The organism is Micromonospora sp. 067-2 (assembly GCF_046549295.1).
Lineage (GTDB): Bacteria > Actinomycetota > Actinomycetes > Mycobacteriales > Micromonosporaceae > Micromonospora.
This window is the reverse complement of sequence record NZ_JAJPWB010000013.1, coordinates 156,498-179,416: the sequence shown is the minus strand read 5'-3', so window position 1 is coordinate 179,416 and position 22,919 is coordinate 156,498. Positions and strand designations below refer to the sequence as shown.

Genomic DNA, 22,919 nt, shown 5'->3' with positions numbered 1-22,919 from the left:
GGTTTCGGGCGCTGTTCACCTACGAATCGAATGTCAAGCGACGATTGAGGCACGATCCGATACCAACCATCCATCCGATGGTTTCCGGGTGGACGCATCGGCAGCTATGGTCACCGCCATCGGTGACCCCTGTCACCACGTTGTCCGTACCCCCAAGGACGAGGTGAAAGCACGATGCGTGCACCCAGGCCGAAGGTCGCGATCGCGGCCGTCGCGGTCGCGGCCCTCGCGGTAGCAGGCTGCGCCGAGAGCAACCGCGATGACAAGCCCAGCGGTAGCAAGAAGGACACCCTCGTCTTCGGCGTCGCCGGAGACCCGAAGGTGCTCGACCCGAGCTTCGCCAGCGACGGTGAGTCGCTGCGCGTGGCGCGTCAGGTCTTCGAGACCCTGGTCCGCCCGGAGGAGGGTGGCACCAAGGTCACCCCCGGTCTGGCCGAGTCCTGGACCCCGGACGCCGCCGGCACCACCTGGACCTTCAAGCTCCGGTCCGGCGTCAAGTTCCACGACGGCACCGAGTTCAACGCCGCGGCGGTCTGCGCCAACTTCGACCGCTGGTACAACGCCAAGGGCCTGATGCAGAGCCCGGACGTGACCGCGTACTGGCAGGACGTCATGGGCGGCTTCGCCAAGAACGAGGACGCGGAACTGCCGCCGAGCCTCTTCAAGTCCTGCGCCGCCAAGGACGCAACCACTGTCGACCTGGCATTCACCCGGGTCTCCAGCAAGATCCCGGCCGCGCTGATGCTCCCCTCGTTCTCCATCCACAGCCCGAAGGCGCTGCAGGAGTTCGACGCCAGCAACGTGGGTGGCACCGCCCAGGACATCAAGTACCCGTCGTACGCGACGGAGCACCCGACCGGCACCGGCCCGTTCAAGTTCAAGTCCTGGGACGTCGCGAACAAGACGCTGACCCTGGAGCGCAACGAGGACTACTCCGGCACCAAGGCCAAGCTCAAGACCCTGATCTTCAAGACGATCTCGGACGAGAACGCCCGCAAGCAGGCGCTGCGCTCCGGTGACATCCAGGGCTACGACCTGGTCGGGCCGGCCGACGTCGAGCCGCTGAAGGGCGAGGGTTTCAACGTCCTCACCCGCCCGGCGTTCAACGTGCTCTACCTGGCGATCAACCAGAAGGGCAACCCGAAGCTCGCCGACATCCGTGTCCGGCAGGCGATCGCGTACGCGCTGAACCGCCAGCAGCTGGTCGACTCGAAGCTGCCCCCGGGCGCCAAGGTGGCCGACAACTTCATGCCGGACACCGTCGAGGGCTGGAACGGCGACGTTCCGAAGTACACCTACGACCCGGCCAAGGCGAAGGCGCTGCTGGCCGAGGCCGGTGCGTCGAACCTGAAGCTGAAGTTCCACTACCCCACCGAGGTCACCCGGCCGTACATGCCGAACCCGAAGGACATCTTCGAGCTGCTCTCGGCGGACCTGAAGGCGGTCGGCATCACGGTCGAGGCGATCCCGCTGAAGTGGAGCCCGGACTACCTCAACGCCACCACCTCGGGCAGCAACCACGACATCCACTTCCTGGGCTGGACCGGTGACTACGGCGACGCCTACAACTTCATCGGCACCTTCTTCGACCGGCCGAAGGACGAGTGGGGCTTCAACAACAAGGCCCTGTTCGACCAGTTCAAGGACGCGGACACCACCGCCGACATCGCGGCCCGCACCGAGAAGTACAAGGCTCTTAACAAGTCCGTGATGGAGTTCCTGCCCGGTGTGCCGATCTCGCACTCGCCGCCGGCGATCGTGTTCGGCAAGGACGTGACCGGCGTCAAGGCGAGCCCGCTCACCGACGAGCGGTACGCCACCGCCGAGTTCAAGTAAGTCCTGATCTGACGCAAGGAACGCGGGCGGGCGCTGTCGCACAGCGCCCGCCCGCAACCCTCCGCACCCCTTCGAGGCCGCCGTGTTCCGGTTCATCGTCAGGCGCCTGCTTCAGCTGATACCCACGCTGTTCGGGCTCTCCCTCCTGCTCTTCATCTGGCTCCGCCGGCTCCCCGGCGGTCCCGAGACCGCCATCCTCGGCGAGCGCGGCACGCCGGAGATGCGTGCCGCCATCCGCCGCAACATGGGTCTCGACGAGCCCATCCTGGTGCAGTACGGCCGGTTCGTCCGGCGGCTCATCCGGCTCGACCTGGGCACCTCGACCTCCACCAAGCGGCCGGTCATCACCGAGTTTCTCGAGCGCTTCCCCGGCACCGTCGAGCTGACCATCACCGCGCTGGTGATCGCGATCGGCATCGGCATCCCACTGGGCTACCTGGCTGCCCGCCGTCGCGGTCGGTTCCTGGACCACGCCTCGGTGGGTGGCTCGCTGATCGGCATCTGCATCCCGGTCTTCTTCCTGGGCTACGTGCTCAAGGCCATCTTCTCGGAGAACCTGCACTGGTTCCCGTCCAGTGGCAGGCAGGACCCGACGCTCGGAGCGACCCGGGTCACCAACTTCTTCGTCCTCGACGGGCTGATGACCCGCGAGTGGGACGCCGCCGCCGACGCCCTCTGGCATCTGGTGCTGCCCAGCATCGCGTTGGCCAGCATCCCGCTGGCGATCATCGTCCGGATCACCCGGGCGAGCGTGCTGGAGGTCCTCAACGAGGACTTCGTCCGGACCGCCGAGGCCAAGGGCCTGACCGAGCAGGTGGTCCGACGCCGGCACGTGCTGCGTAACGCGATGCTGCCGGTGGCCACCTCGATCGGCCTGCTCGCCGGCGGTCTGCTGTCCGGTGCCGTGCTGACCGAGACCGTCTTCGCCTTCAACGGCATCGGAGCCTTCGTCGCCGAGGCCATCGGCCAACGCGACTACCCCGTGCTGTTGGGCTTCATCCTGATCATCGCGGTGGTGTACGTGCTGGTGAACCTCCTGGTCGACCTCTCCTACAGCTTCATCGACCCGAGGGTGAGGGTGCGATGACGCTCAGCCCGAGCAAGAAGCGTGAAAAGATCGACCGACTCGCGGAGCTCGCTGCCCGCGACGACGAGCGCGGGGTCAGCCTCTGGCAGGAGGCGTTCCGCCGGCTGCGGGGCAACCCGGCGGCGATCGTCGGCGCGATCATCCTGGCGATCTTCGTGCTGGTCTCGGTGATCGGGCCGTTCCTCGTGCCGTACGCGCCGACCGACACGATCGGCATCCGGGAGGGGCTCATCAAGCCGGGTTCCATTCCCGGCGTGAACGGTGACCACTGGTTCGGCTACGACCACCAGGGCCGCGACGAGTTCAGCCGGATGATCGTGGGCGCCCGGCAGACTCTGCTGGTCGGCATCGTCTCCACCCTGATCGGTCTCGCGATCGGCGCGCTCATCGGTGGCGTCTCCGGTGCCGCGGCCGGCCTCGGCGGCCGGTGGGGGCGGTGGATCGACACCACGCTGATGCGGTTCATCGACATGCTGCTGGCGATGCCGAGCCTGCTGCTGGCGGTCAGCATCGCCGCCCTGCTCGGGGCCAGCCTGACCACGGTCATGATCGCGGTCGGCGTGGTCTCGGTGCCGGTCTTCGCCCGGCTGCTGCGTGGCTCGATGATCTCGCAGGCCAACAGCGACTATGTGCTGGCGGCCACCTCACTCGGCGTGAAGAAGTCGAAGATCGCTCTGACGCACGTGGTGCCCAACTCACTCGCCCCGGTCATCGTGCAGGCCACCCTGACCCTGGCCACCGCGATCATCGAGGCCGCGGCGCTCTCGTTCCTCGGCCTGGGTAACCCCGACACCGCGATACCGGAGTGGGGGGTCATGCTCGCCGACGCACAGCAGTACCTCGGCATCCGGCCGTCGCTGGCGATCTACCCGGCCGTCGGGATCATCATCACCGCGCTCGGCTTCACCCTGCTCGGTGAGGCGATGCGCGAGGCCCTCGACCCGAAGCTGCGGAAGTAGTGCCGTGAGCGCGAGGAGAGAGCTTGCGAGCCCCGCAGTCGCGAACGAAAGGCCAGCACAGCATGGCACTCCTTGAAGTTGAAGATCTCTCCGTCACGTTCGCCCGTCGTGGCCAGCGTGCCGTACACGCGGTCGACGGGGTGTCCTTCTCGGTCGACGCCGGTCAGGTGGTCGGCCTGGTCGGCGAGTCCGGCTGCGGCAAGAGCGTCACCTCACTGGCGATCATGGGTCTGCTGCCGAAGCAGCCCGGCCTGCGGGTCGGGGGCAAGGCCGTCTTCGACGGCACGGACCTGCTCCAACTCGACGACCGCTCCCGGCGGGACATCCGTGGCCGGGACATCGCAATGATCTTCCAGGATCCTCTCTCGTCCCTGAACCCGGTGATTCCGATCGGGTTGCAGGTGACCGAGGTGCTGACCCGGCACCGGGGAATGAAGGGCGACGCCGCCGCGAAGGAGGCGGCGGCGTTGCTGGACCGGGTCGGCATCCCCGACCCGAAGCGCCGGCTGAAGGAGTACCCGCACCAGCTCTCCGGCGGGATGCGGCAGCGGGCGTTGATCGCGATGGCGGTGGCCTGCCAGCCTCGGCTGCTGATCGCCGACGAGCCGACCACGGCCCTGGACGTCACCATCCAGGCCCAGATCCTGGAACTGCTCAAGGGGCTGGTCCGCGACTCCGGCACCGCGCTGCTGATGATCACGCACGATCTCGGTGTGGTGGCCGGCATGTGTGACACCGTCAACGTGCTCTACGGCGGTCGCGTGGTGGAGACGGCCCGCCGTCGTCCGCTGTTCCGCGAGCCGCGCCACCCGTACACCGTGGGTCTGCTCGGCTCCGTGCCGCGCCTGGACGCCGGGCGGGGCGAGAAGCTCAACCCCATTCCCGGTTCGGTCCGTGACCTGCTGCCCTGGCCGGACGGCTGCGCCTTCGCCCCGCGTTGCGCCCGCCGGATCGACGACTGCGTCGGTCAGCCACCGGAGCTGGTGCACACCTACGACGGGCGGAGCTACCGGTGCGTCAACCCGGAGCCGGTGCCCGGCACGGTGCCCGCCCCCCGCGAGGAGGAATCAGCGTGAGCGAGCGTAGTGAGCGAACCGTCAGGCACAGCAGCGTGGCCTCTCACGCCGGCGCGGAGCGAAGCGGAGTGCTGGCGTGAGCGGAAACGACATCCTCGTCGAGGTGCGCGACCTGAAGGTGCACTTCCCGATCAAGCGGGGGGTGCTCTTCGACCGGGTGGTCGGCCACGTGAAGGCCGTCGACGGGGTCGACCTGAGCATCCCGCGTGGCAAGACGTACGGCCTGGTCGGCGAGTCCGGTTGTGGCAAGTCGACGCTCGGCCGGGCACTGCTGCAGCTCACCCCGCCGACGTCCGGCGAGGTCAGCTTCGACGGCGTCGAGTTGACGACGCTGCCGTCCGGCAAATTGCGTACCATGCGTCGCCGGATGCAGATGATCTTCCAGGACCCGATGTCCAGCCTCGACCCCCGGCAGAACGTCGAGTCGATCCTGACCGAGGGTCTGCAGACCCACGGGATCGGCGCCGACCGGACCGACCGTCGCCGGATCATCGGCGAGACCCTGGACGCGGTGGGGCTGCCCCGCTGGGCGCTGTCCCGCTATCCGCACGAGTTCTCCGGTGGGCAGCGCCAGCGCATCGGCATCGCCCGCGCGCTGGTGCTCGGGCCGGAGTTGATCGTCGCCGACGAGCCGGTCTCGGCGCTGGACGTCTCGATCCAGGCCCAGGTGGTGAACCTGCTGGACGAGCTGCAGGACAGCCTGGGGTTGACCTACCTGGTGATCGCGCACGACCTGGCGGTGGTCCGGCACATCTCCGACACCGTCGGCGTCATGTACCTGGGCGCGTTGGTCGAGGAGGCGCCGAGCGACCGGCTGTACACCGAGCCGCTGCACCCGTACACCCGGGCCCTGATGTCCGCGGTGCCGGTGCCGGACCCGGACGTGGAGGACCGACGGGAGCGGATCCTGCTCTCGGGTGACCTGCCATCGCCGGCCAACCCGCCGTCCGGCTGCCGCTTCCACACCCGCTGCCCCTGGGCGCAGCCCACCCGCTGCGTGGACGAGCGGCCGGTGCTGCGCGAGATCGGCGCAAGCCGGGTCGCCTGCCACTGGGCCGAGCAGATCGCCAGCGGGGAGTTGCGCCCGCACAAGGTCAGCGTGCAGATCGTCCGCCCCGAGGGCGAGGGCGACTCGCCGGGCGTGGTCTCCGCCCCCAGCGAGCCCGGCTCGTACGTCTGAGGCGGTGTCGGCGGGACCGGCACCGCGCGCAACGTCCCGAAAAGCGTGATGCCTCTCAGGCATCAATATGCCTGAGAGGCATCACGCTCGACGGACCGTTGCCGGGGGTGGCTCAGCCCTCCGGGCGGTGCAGCAGGGCCACCGCGACGCCGTGCACCGCGTCCAGCCCCGCCGGGTCGGCCAACCCGACCGTCCCGCCGGTCACCACGTACCACTCGTCCGCGTCCTTGTACTGCACCCGCAGCGTGACCCGGCCGTCCGCGTACTCGGTGCGCAGGGTCAGCTCGCCGGTGACCACCCCGACCTCGTCGGTCATCACCCCGCCCGGGCCGGGCACGATGTCGGCGGTCCGGCTCTGTGCGCCGCCGGCGCCGTCCGAATCGGCGACCATGCCGGCCCCCGGTACGGCAGCCGGGGTCGCGGCCGTGCCGTCCGCGGTCATGCCGGCGGTGGCCGGGCCGGTGCCTCCGGTCGTCGTCCCGCCGTCGGTCACGGCTTGTTCGCCCATGTGCAGCCTCCCAACATGTCGGTCAGCGCGGCCTTCTCGGCGGTGGTCACCGTCAGCCGCCAGTGGTGCTTCACCGTCACCCAGTTCTCGGCGTACTGACACCAGTACGACCGGTTCGCCGGCTTCCACTGCGACGGATCCTGGTCACCCTTTGCCCGATTGGAGGTGGCGGAAACCGCGATGAGCTGCGGCCGGGTGGTGTCGTTGGCGAAGTCGCCGCGCTTCGCGTCGTCCCACTCGTCGGCACCCGAGCGCCAGGCGTTCGCCAACGGCACCGTGTGGTCGATGTCCACCTCGGAGGGATTGGTCGCGCTGCGACCGTCGTACACGCTCTCCCAGCGGCCGCCGACCACGTTGCACCCGGACAGTTTCACGTCCTTGCCGTCGCGCTGCAGGATGCTGTCCCGTACGTCGCAGTTCTTGCCGGTGTCCCGCCAGTGCGGGAAGTGTTCGCGACTGTAGCCCTTCATCGAGCCGGCAGCAGCTACGGTGAGCTGGCCCAACTGCTCCACGGCGTTGCCGCCGCCGTCGTTCGGTGGCGGCGCGTCCGGCTCATCCGGGGGGACGCAACCGGCCACGCCGAGCGCCAGCGCCGCGGCGAGCGCGGCCACCGCCGCACGCGATCCTGATCTGGTACGCACAGACGACACCTCTCCAGCTTGCGTGCTCCCGGCGATTGCGCACAGTACCCGGACATGGTTTCGGCGTTTCGCGGCCTCTCCCACATGGTGCAGGGCAGATTGGTGGAATGACCACACCCGCGCCGGAGCCCGCGCTGCGGATGGGCACCGTCGCCGGCCGGGGCACGCTGCTCGCCGCGGTGCTCGCCTCCGGCATGGTCTTCCTGGACAGCACGGTCGTCAACGTCGCGCTGCCGAAGCTCGGCCAGGACCTCGGCGCGAACGTGGCCGATCTCCAGTGGACCATCAACGGCTACCTGCTGATGCTGGCGGCGTTCGTGCTGCTGGGCGGGGCGCTGGGCGACCGGTTCGGCCGGCGGCGGATCTTTCTCATCGGGGTGGTCTGGTTCACCGTCGCCTCGGTGCTGTGCGGGCTGTCCCAGGGCACCGGCTGGCTGATCGCGGCCCGGATCCTGCAGGGTGCCGGCGGCGCACTGCTCACCCCCGGATCGCTGTCGGTGCTCCAGGCCAGCTTCCACCCGGACGACCGGGGCCGGGCGATCGGCGCCTGGGCCGGGCTGTCCGGTGTGTCGACCGCGCTGGGTCCGTTCCTCGGCGGCTGGCTGATCGACACGCTCTCCTGGCGGTGGATCTTCTTCCTCAACCTGCCGGTGGCCGTGCTGGTCGTGCTGGCCACCCTGCGCTGGGTGCCGGAGAGCCGCGACGAGAGCGCCTCGCGGACCGCGGGAGCGGGCCAGGCCCGGCACCGGTTCGACGTGCTCGGGGCGCTGCTCGGCGCGCTCGCCCTCGCCGGCGTCACGTACGCCCTGATCGACGCGCCCGCGCGCGGCTACGGCTCCGCCCCGGTGCTGATCGCGGCACTGGTCGGGGTGCTGGCGGCGGTGGCCTTCGTACTGCTGGAACGACGGCGCGGCGACGCCGCGATGCTGCCCACCGGGCTGTTCGGCAGTCGGCTCTTCTCGGTGCTGAACATCTTCACCGTCGTGGTGTACGCGGCGCTGGGCGGGTTCACCTTCTTCTTCGCCGTCTACCTGCAGAACGTGGTCGAGTGGTCGGCCTTCCGCACCGGGATCGCGCTGCTGCCGTTGACGGTGCTACTGCTGGTCGGTTCCGCCCGCGCCGGCGCGTTGTCGGCCAAGATCGGCCCGCGGCCGCTGCTGTCCGTCGGACCGGTGGTGGCCGCCGCCGGCCTACTGCTCCTGCGCGAGGTGGGGCCGGGTGCGTCGTACTGGCGCGACGTGCTCCCCGGGGTGCTGCTCTTCGGCCTCGGGCTGACCCTGGTGGTGGCACCACTGACCGCGTCGGTGCTGGCGGCCGTGGAGGACCGGTTCTCCGGCGTGGCCAGCGGGTTCAACAACGCCGCGTCCCGGGCCGGTGGTCTGCTCTCCGTGGCGGCACTGCCGCTGCTGGTCGGCCTCTCCGGCGGCGGGTACGAGCAGAAGGCCGAGCTGACGACCGCGTTCCGGGGTGCGCTGGCCTGGTGCGCCGGGCTGCTGCTGGCCGGCGCGGTGCTGGCCCTCGTGCTGGTCCATCGGCCGCCCCGGGCCGCTCCGCCGTCTCAGCCCTGCCACTCGATGCCCGCCGCCACGCCCCCGCGGTGACGGACGCGGGGGCGCGGAGCGGGTGTCTCAGCGGCGGGCGCGGTTGACGGCGCTGGTGACCGCCTTGATCGACGCGGTGACGATGTTGGCGTCGGTGCCGACGCCCCAGACCGTCCGGCCGTCGACCTCACACTCCACGTACGCGGCGGCCTGCGCGTCACCACCGGAGGAGAGCGCGTGCTCGTGGTAGTCGAGCACCCGCACGCCCACCCCGACCGACTGCAGCGCGTTGACGTACGCGTCGATCGGGCCGTTGCCGACCGCGGTCAGTGACCGCTGCTCGGCGCCCACACCCACCTGGGCCTCGATCTCGACCTTGCCCTCGGCGGTGCCGATCGCGTAGCCGGCCAGCCGCACCGCCGGGTCGGGCTGGTGGTCGAGCAGGTAGTGCGTCGCGAAGATCTCCCACATGGCGCTCGGGTCGACCTCGCCGCCGTCGTGGTCGGTGACCTGCTGCACGACCCCGGAGAACTCGATCTGGAGCCGGCGGGGCAGGTCCAGTTGGTGCTCGCTCTTCATGATGTACGCGACGCCGCCCTTGCCGGACTGCGAGTTGACCCGGATGACCGCCTCGTAGGTGCGGCCCAGATCCTTCGGGTCGATCGGCAGGTAGGGCACCGCCCAGGTGTGCTCGCCCAGTTCCACGCCGGCCGCCGCGGCGTCCACGGCGAGGGCGTCGAACCCCTTCTTGATCGCGTCCTGGTGCGAACCGGAGAACGCCGTGTAGACCAGGTCCCCGGCGTACGGGTGGCGCTCGTGCACCGGCAGCTGGTTGCAGTACTCGACGGCCCGCCGGACCTCGTCGATGTTCGAAAAGTCGATCATCGGGTCGATGCCCTGGGAGAAGAGGTTGAGCCCCAGCGTCACCAGGTCCACGTTGCCGGTGCGCTCGCCGTTGCCGAACAGGCAGCCCTCGATCCGGTCCGCGCCGGCCAGCAGGCCCAACTCGGCGGCCGCCACGCCGGTGCCCCGGTCGTTGTGCGGGTGCAGGCTCAGCACCAGGCTGTCCCGTCGCGGCAGGTGCCGGTGCATCCACTCGATCGAGTCGGCGTACACGTTCGGGCTCGCCATCTCGACGGTCGCCGGCAGGTTGATGATCAGCTTTCGGTCCGGCGTCGGGTCGATCACGTCGATCACGCGGGAGCAGACCTCCAACGCGTACTCCAGCTCGGTGCCCGTGTACGACTCCGGCGAGTACTCGTAGTGGATCTCGGTGTCCGGGGTGTGGATCTCGGCGTACTTCTGGCAGAGCCGCGCGCCGGAGGTGGCGATGTCGGTGATGCCGTCGCGGTCCAGGCCGAAGACCACCCGACGCTGCAGGGTCGAGGTCGAGTTGTAGAAGTGCACGATGGCCCGCTTCGCCCCGCGCAGCGACTCGAACGTCCGGTCGATCAGGTGTTCCCGGCACTGGGTGAGCACCTGGATGGTGACGTCGTCCGGGATCATGTCCTGTTCGATGAGCTGCCGGACGAAGTCGAAGTCGGTCTGGCTGGCCGAGGGGAAGCCGACCTCGATCTCCTTGTAGCCCATCTGGACCAGCAACTGGAACATCCGACGCTTGCGCTCGGGCGACATCGGGTCGATCAGCGCCTGGTTGCCGTCCCGCAGGTCGACCGCGCACCAACGCGGCGCGGCGTCGACGTGCCGGGTGGGCCAGGCGCGGTCGGGCAGGTCGACCCGGAACTGCTCCCGGTAGGGCTGGTAGCGGTGGTACGGCATCCGGCTGGGCTGCTGCCGGGCGATCGGATCGGTCTCGGCGTCGGCGGTGCTGGCTGGTTGGGCCATGACGGGGCACTCCCGTGGGTCACGTGGGGCGTCAGCAATCGGAAGGTGTCGGCGAGTGCCGGGCGACGGTGCCCGCGCGGTGCCGAGGAGAAGTTCGGATGTGCTGGACGGCGCGGTGCGACTCCGCGACGAGGTGCCGGCCGGTCAGGCCTCGTCGCGGCGGCCAAGGATAAGAAGCGCCCGCCACATGACAGGGGTGACCCTACGTGATGGAACGGGGGTCGGGAAGGTGGGTCCGGACTATGGGACGGGTGTCACGACCTGCTCCGGGGCCGTCGCGCCCAACCGCGGCGTCGCTGCGGCCCAGGCCACCACGGGCACGATCGCCAGCCCGATCAGTGCGAAGACCGCTGCCGTCGGATACCAGCCCCAGCCACCGGTGGTCACCCCCAGAGCGGTCAACCCCGCCGGCGCGATCAGAAACTGCACCTGCGTGCCGAGCCGGAACGCTCCCACGTAGGCGCCGCGCTGGGCGGCCGGCGGCAGGCTGGCGGAGAGCCCCCAGGTGCCGGCCGACTCGATCAACTCGGCCAGGATCAGCAGCGTCGCGGCGGCCACCAGCACCACGATCGTGACCGCGCCCCGGGTGACCCCGGAGATCGGCAGGACCAGACAGAACAGGGCGATCAGCAGCGCGCCCCGGCGGGAGGACCGGGCCGCGCCCGACGCGGTGTCGGCGCCCCGGCTGGCGCGCACCTGTAGCAGCACGATCAGGACCGTGTTGAGCACCACCAGCCCGGCGATCACCGTCTTCGGGGCGTCGGTGTGGGTGAGGATCCACAGCGGCAGCACCGTGAGGTAGAGCGTCTGGTGCGCGGTCAGCAGGCCGGAGAGCAGCGACACCGCCATGAACGGGCGGTCCCGCAGCACGGCGAGCCGGCTCATCGGCTCCGCCGGCCGGGCCGCCTGGGGCAGCCGGGGCAGCCGCCGTACGAAGAGGGCCGTCACCAGGAAGACCGCCGCGATGAACCAGACCATCCCCCGGTACGCGGTGATCGTGTCCACCGCCAGCACCAGGCCGCTGATCACCGCGCCGAGCCCGAACCCGGCGTTCAGCGACGAGCGCTGGTACGCCATCGCCGTCACCCGCTCGGCCGGGGGAAGTGCGTTGATCGAGTAGACGTGACGGGCCACGCCGGTGGCGGCATCGACGGTGGCCAGCGCCACCACAACGGCGAGGAAACCGGCGAAGCCGCCCACGAACGGGTAGGCCGCGAAACACGCCGCGTCCAGCACCAGCCCGAGAACCCAGATCCGCTGCGGTCCGTACCGGTCGGTGAGCCCGCCCAGCGGCACCGTACCCAGCAGTGACACCCCCGCCGCGATGGACAGTCCCAGCCCCACCTGGGCAGGGCTGAGGCCGAGCGCCCGGGTGAAGAAGACGGCACTGCCGGCCTGGAACAGCCCGTTACCGACGGCGCCGATCATGGCCTGCACGGCCAGGGCCCGGGTCAACCCGGCGGGTGGTACGACGTGTCGGACGGCGGTGCGGATGGTTTCTCTGGTCCCCATGGCCGGGGAGTGAACCGTGCCCCCACGGTCGCGGTCGAGCCTTTTAGGCTGGAACGAATTCTGGTTCGGAGGTGTCCTTGTCCGAGTTGCGGTTCAGCGTGGCCGACGTCGCCAGGGTGCGCTTCAGCGTCTCGCCGGTCTGGGAGACGGTCTCCAGCATGTGGGCGCTGAATGACCCGATCGGGCGTGCGGTGCACCTGCCTTGGATCGACCGTGCCCGGGCGATCCTGCTGCGCCCGGAGGTGGCCGTCCGGGTCCGCCCGCTGGTCGAGCTGACCCGCACGCGGAGCTGGCTGCCGGACTTCCTCACTCCGGCGGCGTCGCGGTCGGACGTGACGCTGGCCGAGCAGCTCGAGCAGATCGCCCAGACCCCGCCCGACGTCGTGGTCCGGGACCTGCTGGCGACCACGCCGAATCACCCGCTCAGCGCGTACGGCATGGCCCTGCTCGTCGACCCCGTCGGGCTGTTGCCGCAGCTCGTCGACGCGGTCCGGATCTGGCACGACGAGGCGATCGCCCCGGACTGGCCCCGGATCCGCGCCCTGCTGGACGCCGACGTCGCCCACCGGGCCGCCCAACTCGCGGACGGTGGCGCCGGCCGGCTTCTCGGTGAGCTCCACCCGACGCTGCGGTGGCTCGGCGACCGGCTGGTCAGCGACGATCCGTTCGAACGGGACTTCGACCTGGGCGGACGCGGGCTGGCGCTCAACCCGGGCGTCTTCACCGGTCGGCGGGTGCTGTGGAACCTGCTCGAGGAGTCGCCGCCCGGCGGCACCTACCCGGTCCGGGCCGTGGGCACGCTCTGGGAGCAGACCCCGATGCCGCCGGGCGATCCGCTGGCGCGGGTGGTCGGCTCGGGCCGGGCCGCGTTGCTGGACCTGCTCGACGCCGCGACGACCACCACCGACCTGGCGCGGCGCACCGGGATGTCCGGCGGGAACGTCTCCCAGCACCTCGCGGCCCTGCACGCTGCCGGCCTGGTCACCCGGGTCCGGCAGGGGCGGCACGTCCTCTACCGCAACACGGAGGCCGCTCTGGTCCTGCTCCGGGCCAGCCGGGGCGGGTAACTCCGGCAGGCGCTCAGTGGAGCAGCAGATCGGCGACCGGACGCCGGTGTCGCAGGTCGGTCTCCCGGGTGCGCAGATCGGCCGGGAGATCGAACGGGTCCCCGAGCCGGCCGACGGCGGCGACCACCAGCGGGCGGATGCCGCCGGGCAGGTCCAACTCGATGGCGAGGCCGGCCCGGTCGAAGCGGCTGAGCTGGTGCACGTACAGGCCGAGCGCGGTGGCCTGCACGGTCAGGTGCGCGATCGCCTGACCCAGGTCGTACGCGGTCCGCTCGGCGTCGCCGCCGGTGTGCGCGCCGACCACCAGGGTCGCGGCGTGCCGGACCCAGCCCTGGTCGCTGCTCGGGAGGCTGATCAGGATCCGTTTCCAGGTCTCGTCGTGCCGGTGGCCGATGGCGAACCGCCAGGGCTGCCCGTTTCCCGCCGACGGCGCCCAGCGCGCGGCCTCGAGCAGCGAGGCCGCCTCGTCCGGGGTCAGTTCGGCGCTCGGGTCGAAGGACCGTGGGCTCCAGCGGAAGGCGAGCAGCGGGGTGAGGTGGGCCATGGGTGAAGTGTCCTGTATGGCCGATTCAGCCCTCTGAACAGGGCGGCAGAATGTGGTCAAACGCACCCGTAACGGGATGAAGATCACGGCGTTCCCGCGCTCGAACTGCCGGACGGCTCAGGTGTCGGCGGGGCGGCGGTGTCGAGCGGCTCCTCGTCGACCACCACCGGGCCGGCCAACTGCACGCTGGCCGGCGCCGGCCCGGGCGGGGCGGCCAACCTCAGCGACCCGGCCTCCGTCCGGACACCGGTCGGTGTGCCGTCCGGGTCGTAGCAGTAGATGCCGACGTCCAGCGGCGCGTTGAGCGAGGCCGAGGTGGAGTCCACCGAGTAGCAGGTGCCGGTGAAACCCTCCGGCGGGTCGGCCGGTGCGACGGCGAGCGGTGCGCGGCGGTCGGTGAGGATGTCCAGCCAGTCGGTGAGCGGATGCTGGACCCGAGGGTCCAGCCGGCGCGGAAGGGCGTCGTCGCGCTCCCCGAGGCGTACGCAGCGAGCCGGCTCCGATCGGCTGGCGGACGGCAGGGTGCACTGGAACAGACCGTCAGCGGTGGCGGCCAGCGAGACGTCGACCGTGCCGCCCAGCGCGCCACCCGGCACGTCGACCCGCCAGCTGCCGTCGTTGGCGCTGGTGAAGACGATCGTGCGGTCCGACTGACCGGCCCGGCTGACGACGTACTGCGCCACCAGGTGACGGTCCTGGGCCGCGGCGGCGAGGGCGGCCACCTCGTCGCGGGCGGCGGCCACCTCGACCGGTCCGGGATCAGTCGGTGGCGGGGCTGGCGGCTGCTCGGCGGTGCAGGCGAGCAGCAGGGCCGGCAGGGCGAGCACGAGCGGCCTGAGCGCGCGGCCGGCCGAGCGGATGAGGGCGGGCACCGGCCCATTCTGATGGCTGTGCGCCGGCGACGGGGGCCGGCGCGCCCGCCCCACCCGCGGCCGGTGCGGGCCGGATGGTGGGATCACCCGACCCGGTGCCGCGCGCCGCCGGATACCCTCAAGGGGTTTGAACACGCGCCGCCGGCCCCGGTTCCGGCGGCGTCGGCACGCTCAGGTCCGCTGGGAGGGAGTGCACCGTCGTGGCACTCGTGGTGCAGAAGTACGGCGGATCCTCCGTCGCCAACGCCGAGCGCATCAAGCGGGTGGCCGAGCGCATCGTCGGCGCCCGCAAGGCCGGCGACGACGTGGTGGTGGTGGTCTCCGCGATGGGGGACAGCACCGACGAGCTGCTCGACCTGGCCAACCAGGTCAGCCCGTTGCCGCCGGGCCGCGAGCTGGACATGCTGCTCACCGCCGGGGAGCGGATCTCCATGGCCCTGCTGGCCATGGCCATCCACAACCTGGGGTACGAGGCCCGCTCGTTCACCGGCTCGCAGGCCGGCGTGATCACCACCTCGGTGCACGGCCGCGCGCGGATCATCGATGTGACCCCCGGGCGGCTCAAGGGCGCGCTCGACGAGGGTTCGGTGGTCATCGTGGCCGGCTTCCAGGGCGTCTCGCAGGACACCAAGGACGTCACCACGCTGGGCCGGGGCGGCTCGGACACCACCGCCGTGGCGCTCGCCGCCGCGCTGCACGCCGACGTCTGCGAGATCTACACCGACGTCGACGGCATCTTCACCGCGGACCCGCGAATCGTGCCCAACGCCCGCCACATCCGGCAGATCACCTACGAGGAGATGCTGGAGCTGGCGGCGTGCGGCGCGAAGGTGCTGCACCTGCGTAGCGTGGAGTACGCCCGCAGGGCGGGGTTGCCGATCCACGTCCGTTCGTCATACTCGACCAACACCGGCACGATGGTCACCGGATCGATGGAGGACCTTTCCGTGGAGCAGGCACTGATCACCGGCGTTGCGCACGACCGCAGCGAGGCCAAGATCACGATCGTCGGGGTGCCCGACGAGCCGGGCGCCGCCGCGCGGATCTTCGACACCGTTGCCAGCGCCGAGATCAACATCGACATGATCGTGCAGAACGTCTCCACCGAGGGCACCGGCCGGACCGACATCTCGTTCACCCTGCCCAAGACCGACGGCCCGACCGCGATGGCCGCGCTCAGCAAGATCCAGGAGCCGGTCAAGTTCAAGGGCCTGCTCTACGACGACCACGTCGGCAAGGTCTCGCTGATCGGTGCCGGCATGCGCTCGCACCCGGGGGTGGCCGCCGGTTTCTTCGCCGCGCTCGGCGCGGCCGGGGTCAACATCGAGATGATCTCCACCTCCGAGATCCGGGTCTCCGTGGTCTGCCGGGACACCGACCTGGACGCCGCGGTCCGCGCGATCCACGACGCGTTCGAGTTGGGCGGCGACACCGAAGCCGTGGTCTACGCGGGGACGGGTAGGTAGCGCCGATGACGGCGCTGCCCACCCTCGCAGTGGTCGGAGCGACAGGTGCCGTCGGCACCGTGATGTGTGAGCTGCTCACCGGGCGTCGCAACGTCTGGGGCGAGATCCGGCTGATCGCCTCCGAAAGGTCCGTCGGGCGGCGGGTGCGCTGTCGGGGTGAGGACCTCGTCGTCCAGGCGCTGACCCCGGAGGCGTTCGACGGCGTCGACGTGGCGATGTTCGACGTGCCCGACGACGTCTCCGCCGAGTGGGCGCCGATCGCGGTCACCCGCGGCGCGATCGCCGTGGACAACTCCGGCGCCTTCCGGATGGACCGCGACGTCCCGCTGGTGGTCCCGGAGATCAACCCGGAGCAGGTCCGCAACCGCCCCCGCGGCATCATCGCGAACGCCAACTGCACCACCCTCGCGATGATCGTCGCGGTCGCGCCGCTGCACCGCGAGTACGGCCTGCGGGAGTTGGTACTCGCCTCCTACCAGGCCGTTTCCGGTGCCGGCAAGGCCGGCGTCGACATCCTGCACGAGCAGTTGACCAAGGTCGCCGGGGACCGCGGGCTCGGCTCGCGGACCGGCGACGTACGGCAGGCGGTCGGCGACGACCTGGGGCCGTTCCCGGCGCCGCTGGCGCTCAACGTGGTGCCCTGGGCCGGCTCACCCGCCGACGGCGGCTGGTCGTCGGAGGAGATGAAGGTCCGCAACGAGTCGCGGAAGATCCTCGGCCTGCCCGACCTCAAGGTGTCCGCCACCTGCGTACGGGTGCCGGTGGTGACCGGTCACTCGGTCGCTGTGCACGCGGTCTTCGCCACCGAGGTCGCCGCCGAGGGCGCCCGCGAGGCACTCCGCAACGCTCCCGGGGTGATCCTGGTCGACGACCCCGCCGCCGGGGAGTTCCCGATGCCGATCGACGCCGTCGGCACCGACCCGTCCTGGGTCGGCAGAATCCGCCGCTCCCTGGACGACCCGCGCGCCCTGGACCTCTTCATCACCGGCGACAACCTGCGCAAGGGCGCCGCCCTCAACACCGCCCAGATAGCCGAACTCCTCGCCAAAGACCTAACCCCCTGAGCGTGCGCCGATGCCCCTGAACGCGCGCCGATCTAGGACATATCACGGTGAGTTGATCTCCCGCAGCAGCGATATGCCCTAGATCGACGCGGGGGGCTATGCGCGACGGGCGGGCGGGGGCGGGGGGTTAGGCGGCGGCCAGGTGGACGCCGTCTCGGCCTTGGCGTTTTACCGCGTAGAGGGCTTGGTCGGCGCGGCGGAGGGTTCGGTCGGGGGCCTCGCCGGGGCGGGGCAGGGCGACGCCCACGCTGATCGTTCGACCGGTGTTCCTGGCCGCCTCGGTCAGCCTCTCGGCGATCCGGACCGCCTCTTCCGGGCGGCTCACCTCGATCACCGCGACGAACTCGTCGCCGCCGATCCGGTACAACTCGTCGCCCTGCCGCAGCGCCCCCTCCAGCGCCCGCGCCAACCCGACCAGAACCTGGTCGCCGGCCTGGTGCCCGTACGTGTCGTTGATGACCTTGAAGTCGTCCACGTCGATCGCCAACAGGGCCGTACGCCCCGGGGTGGCCGCCGCGATCCGACGCCCGAACGAGCCGGTGTGCCGCAGGCCGGTCAGCGGGTCGGAGCTGGCCTGCTCCCGCAGCCGCGCCAGCGTGCGCAGCCGGTCCAGGCTGGTCCAGGCCTGCCCGGCGAGCAGCTCCATCAGACTGACGGTGGTCGGGTCCGGGCGCAGCAACCGTTCGTCGGCGACGAGCAGCACTCCGCCGACGTCCGAGGGCCCGACCGGAACGGCGATCAGTGTGCGCACCCCGGCACGGGTCAGCGGCCGGTAGTCCTCGGTCGGCGGGTGTTCCGCCTCGCCCAGGGTGTACCCGGCTCCGTACCGGTGCGCCCGGTCGGCCATCCGGCCGAGCGCGGCCGGACCCGCCTCGGTCAGCTCGGCCCGGATCCGGGTCTCCAACTCGGCCGTGCCCGGTGGGAACGGCCCCAGCTCGGCACCCTCCGGGCCGGCGATCAGCAGTATCGCGGCGGAGAGAGCGGAGACCTCCCGAGCCGCGCAGGCCGCCGCGCCCAGCACGTCTGTCTCGGTCGGCGCGGAGGAGAGTGCGGCGGCGTGCCGGAGCAGCTTCTCGCTGCGGCTCTCCGGTGGCGTGCCGCCGAGCGCGACGATCCGCGCACCGAGTCGGGCGGCCAGTCGCTCGGCGGTCTCCCGCCACGGCTCCAGGTCGACCGGCTCGTTCCACTGCAGGTCGAGGACACCGATCGCCCGGCCCGCCGGGTCGAGCACCGGCACGCACAGCTCGGCGGTCACGTCCGGGCGGACCGGCAGGTAGTCCGGGTCGGCGCTGACGTCCGGGACGGCGGCGGCGGTACCGGCGGCGTACACCCGGCCGACGATCCCGGTCCGGGCCGGCACGGTGGCGAAGACCTGCCAGGCGCCGGTCGCCGCGACGCAGCGCAGCCGGTCGTGGACCCCGAGCAGGACGGAGATGGTCGCCGAGGTGTGGCGGGACAGCGCGGTGACCGTCCACCGACAGGCCTCCGGCGCGCTCGACGCCATCGGCAGGCGGACGGTGACGTCACGGATGACTCGCTGATGATCCACTCGCACGTCGTTCCAGGTAGGGGAGGGGTCGGCCGGCGCCGAACCGCGTGATCAAGCGTACTCACGGTGGCACGGGGTCGACTGGCTTCGTACACATGTGCCATCCACAGGCTGTGGACACAGCCTGTGGGTGACGGGCACCGGCGGGCTCGCGGCCGAACCGGCCGCCGGCCGCACCGCGTGCTCCGGTCACACCTCGACCATGGTCGATCGTGCGTACCCGCAGCTCCGACTGCTGTCCGGCTCGACCGGTCGGCGTGCGGATGAGAAGCTGTCCAGGCGGGTGGCGTTCCCCCACCGCCGGCATCCACGATCGATCCTTCCGACGGCGTCGGTCGGCGACCGGTCGACCCACCGTCCGGGCACCGCAGCGCCGATTTTCACGAGGAGTTCCATGTCCATCCCCGGGATGCGTCGGGCCGGCATCGGCCTCACCGCACTCGCGCTGGCCGCGCTCGGCGCGGTCGCCACCACCCCCGAGCAGGCCGACGCCAGACCGAAGCCGGTCGATGTCACCCTGCTGGCCCTCAACGACTTCCACGGCAACCTCGAACCCCCGAGCGGGTCCAGCGGCACCATCGCCGGGCAGGCCGCGGGCGGTGTCGAGTACCTGGCGACCCACCTGGCCGAGCTGCGTGCCGCCGCCAAGAAGAAGAACACCATCACGGTCGCCGCGGGTGACCTCATCGGCGCGTCGCCGCTGCTCTCCGCCGCGTTCCACGACGAGCCGACCATCGAGGCGCTGAGCATGGCCGGTCTGGACTACGCCAGCGTCGGCAACCACGAGTTCGACGAGGGCGCCGCCGAGCTGCTGCGGATCCAGAACGGCGGCTGCCACCCGGTCGACGGCTGCGCCGACGGCACCCCGTACCGGGGCGCCGGCTTCCAGTACCTCTCCGCCAACGCGTTCACGACCGCGACCGGTCGCCCGCTGCTGCCCCCGTACGCGATCCACAAGGTGCAGGGCGTCAAGGTCGGCTTCATCGGCATGACCCTGGAGGGCACCCCGGAGATCGTCAGCCAGCAGGGTGTCGCCGGGCTGACCTTCGCCGACGAGGCGGAGACCGCCAACCGGTACGCCCGCGAGCTGCGCCGCCGCGGCGTTCAGACGATCGTCGTCCTGCTGCACGAGGGCGGCACCCAGGCCGCCGGCGCGGGGATCAACGACTGCACCGGTCTCACCGGCCCGATCGTGGACATCACCAACCGGATGGACCCCTCGATCGACGTGGTCGTCAGCGGGCACACCCACCAGGCGTACAACTGCGAGATCAACGACAAGCTGGTCACCAGCGCCAGCTCGTTCGGTCGCCTGGTCACCGACATCGACCTGAAGATCGACCGTCGTACCGGTGACGTCATCTCCGCCGCCGCCGAGAACGTGGTGGTCACCCGCGACGTCGCCAAGGACCCGAAGCAGACCGCGTTGATCGAGCGCTACAAGACCGTGCTCGGCCCGGTGGCCGAGCGCCAGGTCGGCGAGACCACCACCGCGATCACGAAGAGCCAGGAGACCCTCTTCGGTACGACGCTGGGTGAGTCCCCGCTGGGCAACCTGGTCGCCGATGCGCAGCTCGCCGCCACCGACAACGAGCAGAACGCGGTGGCCGCGTTCATGAACCCGGGCGGTGTACGGGCCGACCTGAACGCCGGCCCGGTCACCTACGAGGAGGCGTTCACGGTGCAGCCGTTCGCCAACAACCTCGTGACACTGGACCTGACCGGCGCGCAGCTCTACTGCGTCCTCGAGCAGCAGTTCGTCACCGGCCGGACGCTGTACCCCTCATCGACCGTGGGTTACGTGGTCGACCCGAACGGCACCACCGGCACCGCGGCCGACCCGTGCGCTGGCACCCGCGTGGTCCGGGGCAGTCTCACCATCGGTGGCACCGCCGTCGACACCGCCGCCACCTACCGGGTGACGGTGAACAACTTCCTGGCCGGCGGCGGTGACGGGTTCAGTGCCCTCACCGGCGGCACGAACCCGGTGACCGGGCAGATCGACCTGGACGCGTTCGTGGCGTACCTGACCGCGCAGTCGCCGGTGGCCCCACCGACGCTGAACCGGATCCGTACCACCGCCGAGGTCCCCGCCGCCTGACGGGCGATCCCGGACTGACCGGGCCCCGGAGCACCCGCTCCGGGGCCCGACCCGTCCCATCCCTGGCGCGCGCCTGTCCGCCCCGCCCGCCCGCCCGCAAGATCATGCTCGATCATGGATGTAGTGGTGTTGAGGCGCGGCGAGGCCACTACTTCCTGGATCCAGCACGATCTTGCAGCCCTATGTCGGCCGCCGGGAGGCTGTTCGGGTCAGGCGGGGGCGGGCGCGGGCGCGGGGTCGGGGGACGCCGGTGCGGTCGTCGGGCGGCCGTCCTGCTCCGGGCTGAGCAGTCGGCGCAGGGAGAGCGCGACCAGCGAGGCGACCAGGCAGCCGCCGACGACCGTCGCCACCCAGACCCTGCCGTCGGCGGCGCCGAGAAGCGGGCCGGCGGTCACCGGGCCGATCACCCCGCTGATCCCGAAGATCATCGAACTCATCGCGTTGTATCGCCCGCGCAGCTCGTCGGTGGCCAGGGCATTCGTCAGCGCCGGCATCACCGGCGACAACATCGTCTCGCCGAAACCGAAGATCGCCGAGCAGGCCACCACGCACAGGGCGGCCACCACGGCGTTTCCGGTGCTGACCACGCCGCCGGCGCCGAGGACCAGCCACGCGGCGGCGAACACGGCCCCGACCACGACGAGCGCCCCCGTGCGGCTGCGCCCCTCGATCCGGCGGATGACCAGCAGTTGTGCGAGCACGATCATCACGGTGTTGGCCGCGAGCGCCCAGGCGACCACCTGGGGCGTCACCTCGACGACCCGCACGGCGTACGCGGCGAAGCCCACCTCGATCTGGGCGTACCCGCAGGTCGTGAGGACCAGACCGAAGATCACCAGTCGGCGGAACGGGCGGTCGCGGAGCACGGTCAGGTAGCCGCCGGCCGACGGCTCGTCGCCGGTGCGGAGGCGGCCGAGCCGGTGGCCGACCCCCGGCAGGGTGAGCAGGATCAGCGCCGGGATCAGGTAGCTCACCGCGTCCAGCACGTAGATCGTCTGGAAGGTACCGGGTCGAGCGGTGTCGACGATCGCGCCGGAGGTCATGCCGCCGATTCCGATGCCGAGGTTGAGCAGGGCGAAGTTCAACCCGAAGACGCGCTGCCGCTCGTCGTCGTCGGTGAGCGAGGCGAGGATGGTGTTCTGCCCGGACCAGATCGCCGAGCTGCCGACGGCGACCACCGTCATCACCAGCAGGGCCGAGCCGGTCGAGTGGACCAGCGCCAGCGAGCCGGTGCCGACCGCCTCGATCAACAGGCACGGCACCACCACCCGGCGGGCACCGAACCGGTCGATCAGCGTCCCGCCCAGCGGCGACAGGGCCAGCGTGACCGCGCCGTACCAGCCGATCACCAACCCGGCGCGGGTGTCGGTGAGCCCCCGCACATCGGTCAGGTAGATGAACAGGAACGGCAGGGTCAGACCACGCCCGACCGCCGACAGCAGGGTGCCGATGAGGAGTCGGCGAGCTTCCGGACGGCGGGGTAGGGCGCGACGCAGCATGACCGGCATTCTCTTCGGCGGGTGTGACGATGTGCGAACCGTTTACCGCGACGGGGGCTGTCGGGGCGCTCTGCCATGCTGGCCGGGTGACCGTGACCTGGCGACACCTGCCCGCATCGGCCCGCGAGATCGCCAGCGCCGCCACCGACGCGGTCGAGGCCGCGAAGGTCCAGGACAGCGAGGCGTACGAGGTGGCGACCGCGCGCCTCGCCGCAGCCGAGCGCTCCGGTCTGGTCCTCGGTGCCGTGGTGCGGTTGCTGTTGGAGCAGACCCACCCGGACGGGCTGGACGGCGACGACGTCCGTCACGTGTTGGAGCGGTGCGTCCGCTCGGCAGCCCCGTGGCGGCCGGCCGTCGACCCGCACGTCGTGCTCGTCCTGCTGGCCGGGGCGCTCGGTGTGTACGACCCGGGCGACGACGACTCCCCGCCCGACGCGGTTGCGACCGCCGGGCACGCCCCGCTGCTCGTGGCCGACCTGCTGGCGGTGACGGCTCAGCCGCTCGACGGCTACCTGAGCACGGCGTTCACCGAGATCGAGCGCACCGAACGCCACGACTGACCGGTCCGCCGA

At 71.1% G+C, this 22,919-nt stretch carries 19 protein-coding genes; 11 read left to right on the top strand and 8 right to left on the bottom strand.

Going from position 1 to position 22,919, the window contains the following annotated elements; genetic code table 11:
- Positions 1-174: 174 nt before the first annotated feature.
- The 5 genes from ACLJN9_RS28590 (at position 175) to ACLJN9_RS28570 (ending at position 6,138) form a co-directional block, all read left to right on the top strand.
- The gene (locus ACLJN9_RS28590) at positions 175-1,836 is read left to right on the top strand and encodes an ABC transporter substrate-binding protein (RefSeq protein WP_410814737.1); all 1,662 of its coding nucleotides are present in this window, start codon (positions 175-177) and stop codon (positions 1,834-1,836) included.
- 82 nt (positions 1,837-1,918) lie between these two features.
- Positions 1,919-2,923 (top strand): ABC transporter permease, encoded by a 1,005-nt coding sequence (locus ACLJN9_RS28585; protein ID WP_410814735.1) that lies wholly within the window; start codon positions 1,919-1,921, stop codon positions 2,921-2,923.
- A complete protein-coding gene (locus ACLJN9_RS28580) occupies positions 2,920-3,882 on the top strand; it encodes an ABC transporter permease (RefSeq protein ID WP_410814734.1) in 963 nt (320 codons plus the stop codon). Before ACLJN9_RS28585 ends, ACLJN9_RS28580 begins: the two co-directional genes overlap by 4 nt.
- 62 nt (positions 3,883-3,944) lie before the next feature.
- Positions 3,945-4,958 (top strand): ABC transporter ATP-binding protein, encoded by a 1,014-nt coding sequence (locus ACLJN9_RS28575; RefSeq protein ID WP_410814733.1) that lies wholly within the window; start codon positions 3,945-3,947, stop codon positions 4,956-4,958.
- A 76-nt stretch (positions 4,959-5,034) separates the two neighbouring features.
- Positions 5,035-6,138, top strand: coding sequence for an ABC transporter ATP-binding protein (locus tag ACLJN9_RS28570; protein WP_410814732.1), 1,104 nt, complete (start codon positions 5,035-5,037; stop codon positions 6,136-6,138).
- Between the two features lie 112 nt (positions 6,139-6,250).
- On the opposite strand, the gene ACLJN9_RS28565 is transcribed toward ACLJN9_RS28570, so the two are convergent.
- Positions 6,251-6,646: a hypothetical protein gene (locus ACLJN9_RS28565; protein WP_410814731.1), complete on the bottom strand. Its 396-nt coding sequence runs from the start codon at positions 6,644-6,646 to the stop codon at positions 6,251-6,253.
- Positions 6,628-7,287 carry an HNH endonuclease family protein gene (locus tag ACLJN9_RS28560; RefSeq protein WP_410814730.1) on the bottom strand — a complete coding sequence of 220 codons (660 nt, stop codon included), beginning with the start codon at positions 7,285-7,287 and terminating at the stop codon, positions 6,628-6,630. The genes ACLJN9_RS28565 and ACLJN9_RS28560 overlap by 19 nt, the downstream gene beginning before the upstream one ends.
- Before the next feature lie 107 nt (positions 7,288-7,394).
- Here ACLJN9_RS28560 and ACLJN9_RS28555 point away from each other — a divergent pair, with 107 nt between their 5' ends.
- Complete coding sequence (locus ACLJN9_RS28555) at positions 7,395-8,888, top strand: MFS transporter (RefSeq protein ID WP_410814729.1); 1,494 nt, start codon at positions 7,395-7,397, stop codon at positions 8,886-8,888.
- Positions 8,889-8,915: 27 nt separating this feature from the next.
- Here ACLJN9_RS28555 and leuA read toward each other — a convergent pair whose 3' ends face one another.
- Together leuA and ACLJN9_RS28545 are read right to left on the bottom strand one after the other, a co-directional pair.
- Complete coding sequence (gene leuA / locus ACLJN9_RS28550) at positions 8,916-10,673, bottom strand: 2-isopropylmalate synthase (protein WP_410814728.1); 1,758 nt, start codon at positions 10,671-10,673, stop codon at positions 8,916-8,918.
- Between the two features lie 240 nt (positions 10,674-10,913).
- Positions 10,914-12,185, bottom strand: a complete 1,272-nt coding sequence (locus ACLJN9_RS28545) for an MFS transporter (protein ID WP_410814726.1) — start codon at positions 12,183-12,185, stop codon at positions 10,914-10,916.
- Between the two features lie 77 nt (positions 12,186-12,262).
- Between ACLJN9_RS28545 and ACLJN9_RS28540 the strand changes: the two genes are divergently transcribed.
- Positions 12,263-13,252, top strand: coding sequence for a MarR family transcriptional regulator (locus ACLJN9_RS28540; protein ID WP_410814725.1), 990 nt, complete (start codon positions 12,263-12,265; stop codon positions 13,250-13,252).
- A gap of 13 nt (positions 13,253-13,265) precedes the next feature.
- Here ACLJN9_RS28540 and ACLJN9_RS28535 read toward each other — a convergent pair whose 3' ends face one another.
- Positions 13,266-13,796, bottom strand: coding sequence for a nitroreductase family protein (locus tag ACLJN9_RS28535; RefSeq protein ID WP_410814724.1), 531 nt, complete (start codon positions 13,794-13,796; stop codon positions 13,266-13,268).
- A gap of 83 nt (positions 13,797-13,879) precedes the next feature.
- The gene (locus tag ACLJN9_RS28530; RefSeq protein WP_410814723.1) at positions 13,880-14,668 is read right to left on the bottom strand and encodes a hypothetical protein; all 789 of its coding nucleotides are present in this window, start codon (positions 14,666-14,668) and stop codon (positions 13,880-13,882) included.
- 200 nt (positions 14,669-14,868) lie between these two features.
- On the opposite strand from ACLJN9_RS28530, the gene ACLJN9_RS28525 reads away from it, so the two are divergent.
- Together ACLJN9_RS28525 and ACLJN9_RS28520 are read left to right on the top strand one after the other, a co-directional pair.
- Positions 14,869-16,134 (top strand): aspartate kinase, encoded by a 1,266-nt coding sequence (locus ACLJN9_RS28525; protein ID WP_410814722.1) that lies wholly within the window; start codon positions 14,869-14,871, stop codon positions 16,132-16,134.
- Between the two features lie 5 nt (positions 16,135-16,139).
- Positions 16,140-17,198: an aspartate-semialdehyde dehydrogenase gene (locus tag ACLJN9_RS28520; protein WP_410814720.1), complete on the top strand. Its 1,059-nt coding sequence runs from the start codon at positions 16,140-16,142 to the stop codon at positions 17,196-17,198.
- A gap of 127 nt (positions 17,199-17,325) precedes the next feature.
- On the opposite strand, the gene ACLJN9_RS28515 is transcribed toward ACLJN9_RS28520, so the two are convergent.
- Positions 17,326-18,747: a diguanylate cyclase gene (locus tag ACLJN9_RS28515; RefSeq protein WP_410814719.1), complete on the bottom strand. Its 1,422-nt coding sequence runs from the start codon at positions 18,745-18,747 to the stop codon at positions 17,326-17,328.
- A gap of 394 nt (positions 18,748-19,141) precedes the next feature.
- Between ACLJN9_RS28515 and ACLJN9_RS28510 the strand changes: the two genes are divergently transcribed.
- Positions 19,142-20,848, top strand: a complete 1,707-nt coding sequence (locus ACLJN9_RS28510) for a bifunctional metallophosphatase/5'-nucleotidase (protein ID WP_410814718.1) — start codon at positions 19,142-19,144, stop codon at positions 20,846-20,848.
- Positions 20,849-21,057: 209 nt separating this feature from the next.
- On the opposite strand, the gene ACLJN9_RS28505 is transcribed toward ACLJN9_RS28510, so the two are convergent.
- Positions 21,058-22,347 (bottom strand): MFS transporter, encoded by a 1,290-nt coding sequence (locus ACLJN9_RS28505; protein WP_410814717.1) that lies wholly within the window; start codon positions 22,345-22,347, stop codon positions 21,058-21,060.
- Between the two features lie 86 nt (positions 22,348-22,433).
- Between ACLJN9_RS28505 and ACLJN9_RS28500 the strand changes: the two genes are divergently transcribed.
- Complete coding sequence (locus ACLJN9_RS28500) at positions 22,434-22,907, top strand: hypothetical protein (RefSeq protein WP_410814716.1); 474 nt, start codon at positions 22,434-22,436, stop codon at positions 22,905-22,907.
- Positions 22,908-22,919 lie beyond the last annotated feature (12 nt).

Excerpts from the sequence above, each read along its gene's own strand:
- ACLJN9_RS28590 (WP_410814737.1), top strand. The coding sequence starts at position 175 with ATGCGTGCACCCAGGCCGAAGGTCGCGATCGCGGCCGTCGCGGTCGCG.
- ACLJN9_RS28580 (WP_410814734.1), top strand. The coding sequence starts at position 2,920 with ATGACGCTCAGCCCGAGCAAGAAGCGTGAAAAGATCGACCGACTCGCG.
- ACLJN9_RS28575 (WP_410814733.1), top strand. The coding sequence starts at position 3,945 with ATGGCACTCCTTGAAGTTGAAGATCTCTCCGTCACGTTCGCCCGTCGT.
- ACLJN9_RS28565 (WP_410814731.1), bottom strand. The coding sequence starts at position 6,646 with ATGGGCGAACAAGCCGTGACCGACGGCGGGACGACGACCGGAGGCACC.
- ACLJN9_RS28555 (WP_410814729.1), top strand. The coding sequence starts at position 7,395 with ATGACCACACCCGCGCCGGAGCCCGCGCTGCGGATGGGCACCGTCGCC.
- leuA (WP_410814728.1), bottom strand. The coding sequence starts at position 10,673 with ATGGCCCAACCAGCCAGCACCGCCGACGCCGAGACCGATCCGATCGCC.
- ACLJN9_RS28545 (WP_410814726.1), bottom strand. The coding sequence starts at position 12,185 with ATGGGGACCAGAGAAACCATCCGCACCGCCGTCCGACACGTCGTACCA.
- ACLJN9_RS28535 (WP_410814724.1), bottom strand. The coding sequence starts at position 13,796 with ATGGCCCACCTCACCCCGCTGCTCGCCTTCCGCTGGAGCCCACGGTCC.
- ACLJN9_RS28520 (WP_410814720.1), top strand. The coding sequence starts at position 16,140 with ATGACGGCGCTGCCCACCCTCGCAGTGGTCGGAGCGACAGGTGCCGTC.
- ACLJN9_RS28510 (WP_410814718.1), top strand. The coding sequence starts at position 19,142 with ATGTCCATCCCCGGGATGCGTCGGGCCGGCATCGGCCTCACCGCACTC.
- ACLJN9_RS28505 (WP_410814717.1), bottom strand. The coding sequence starts at position 22,347 with ATGCTGCGTCGCGCCCTACCCCGCCGTCCGGAAGCTCGCCGACTCCTC.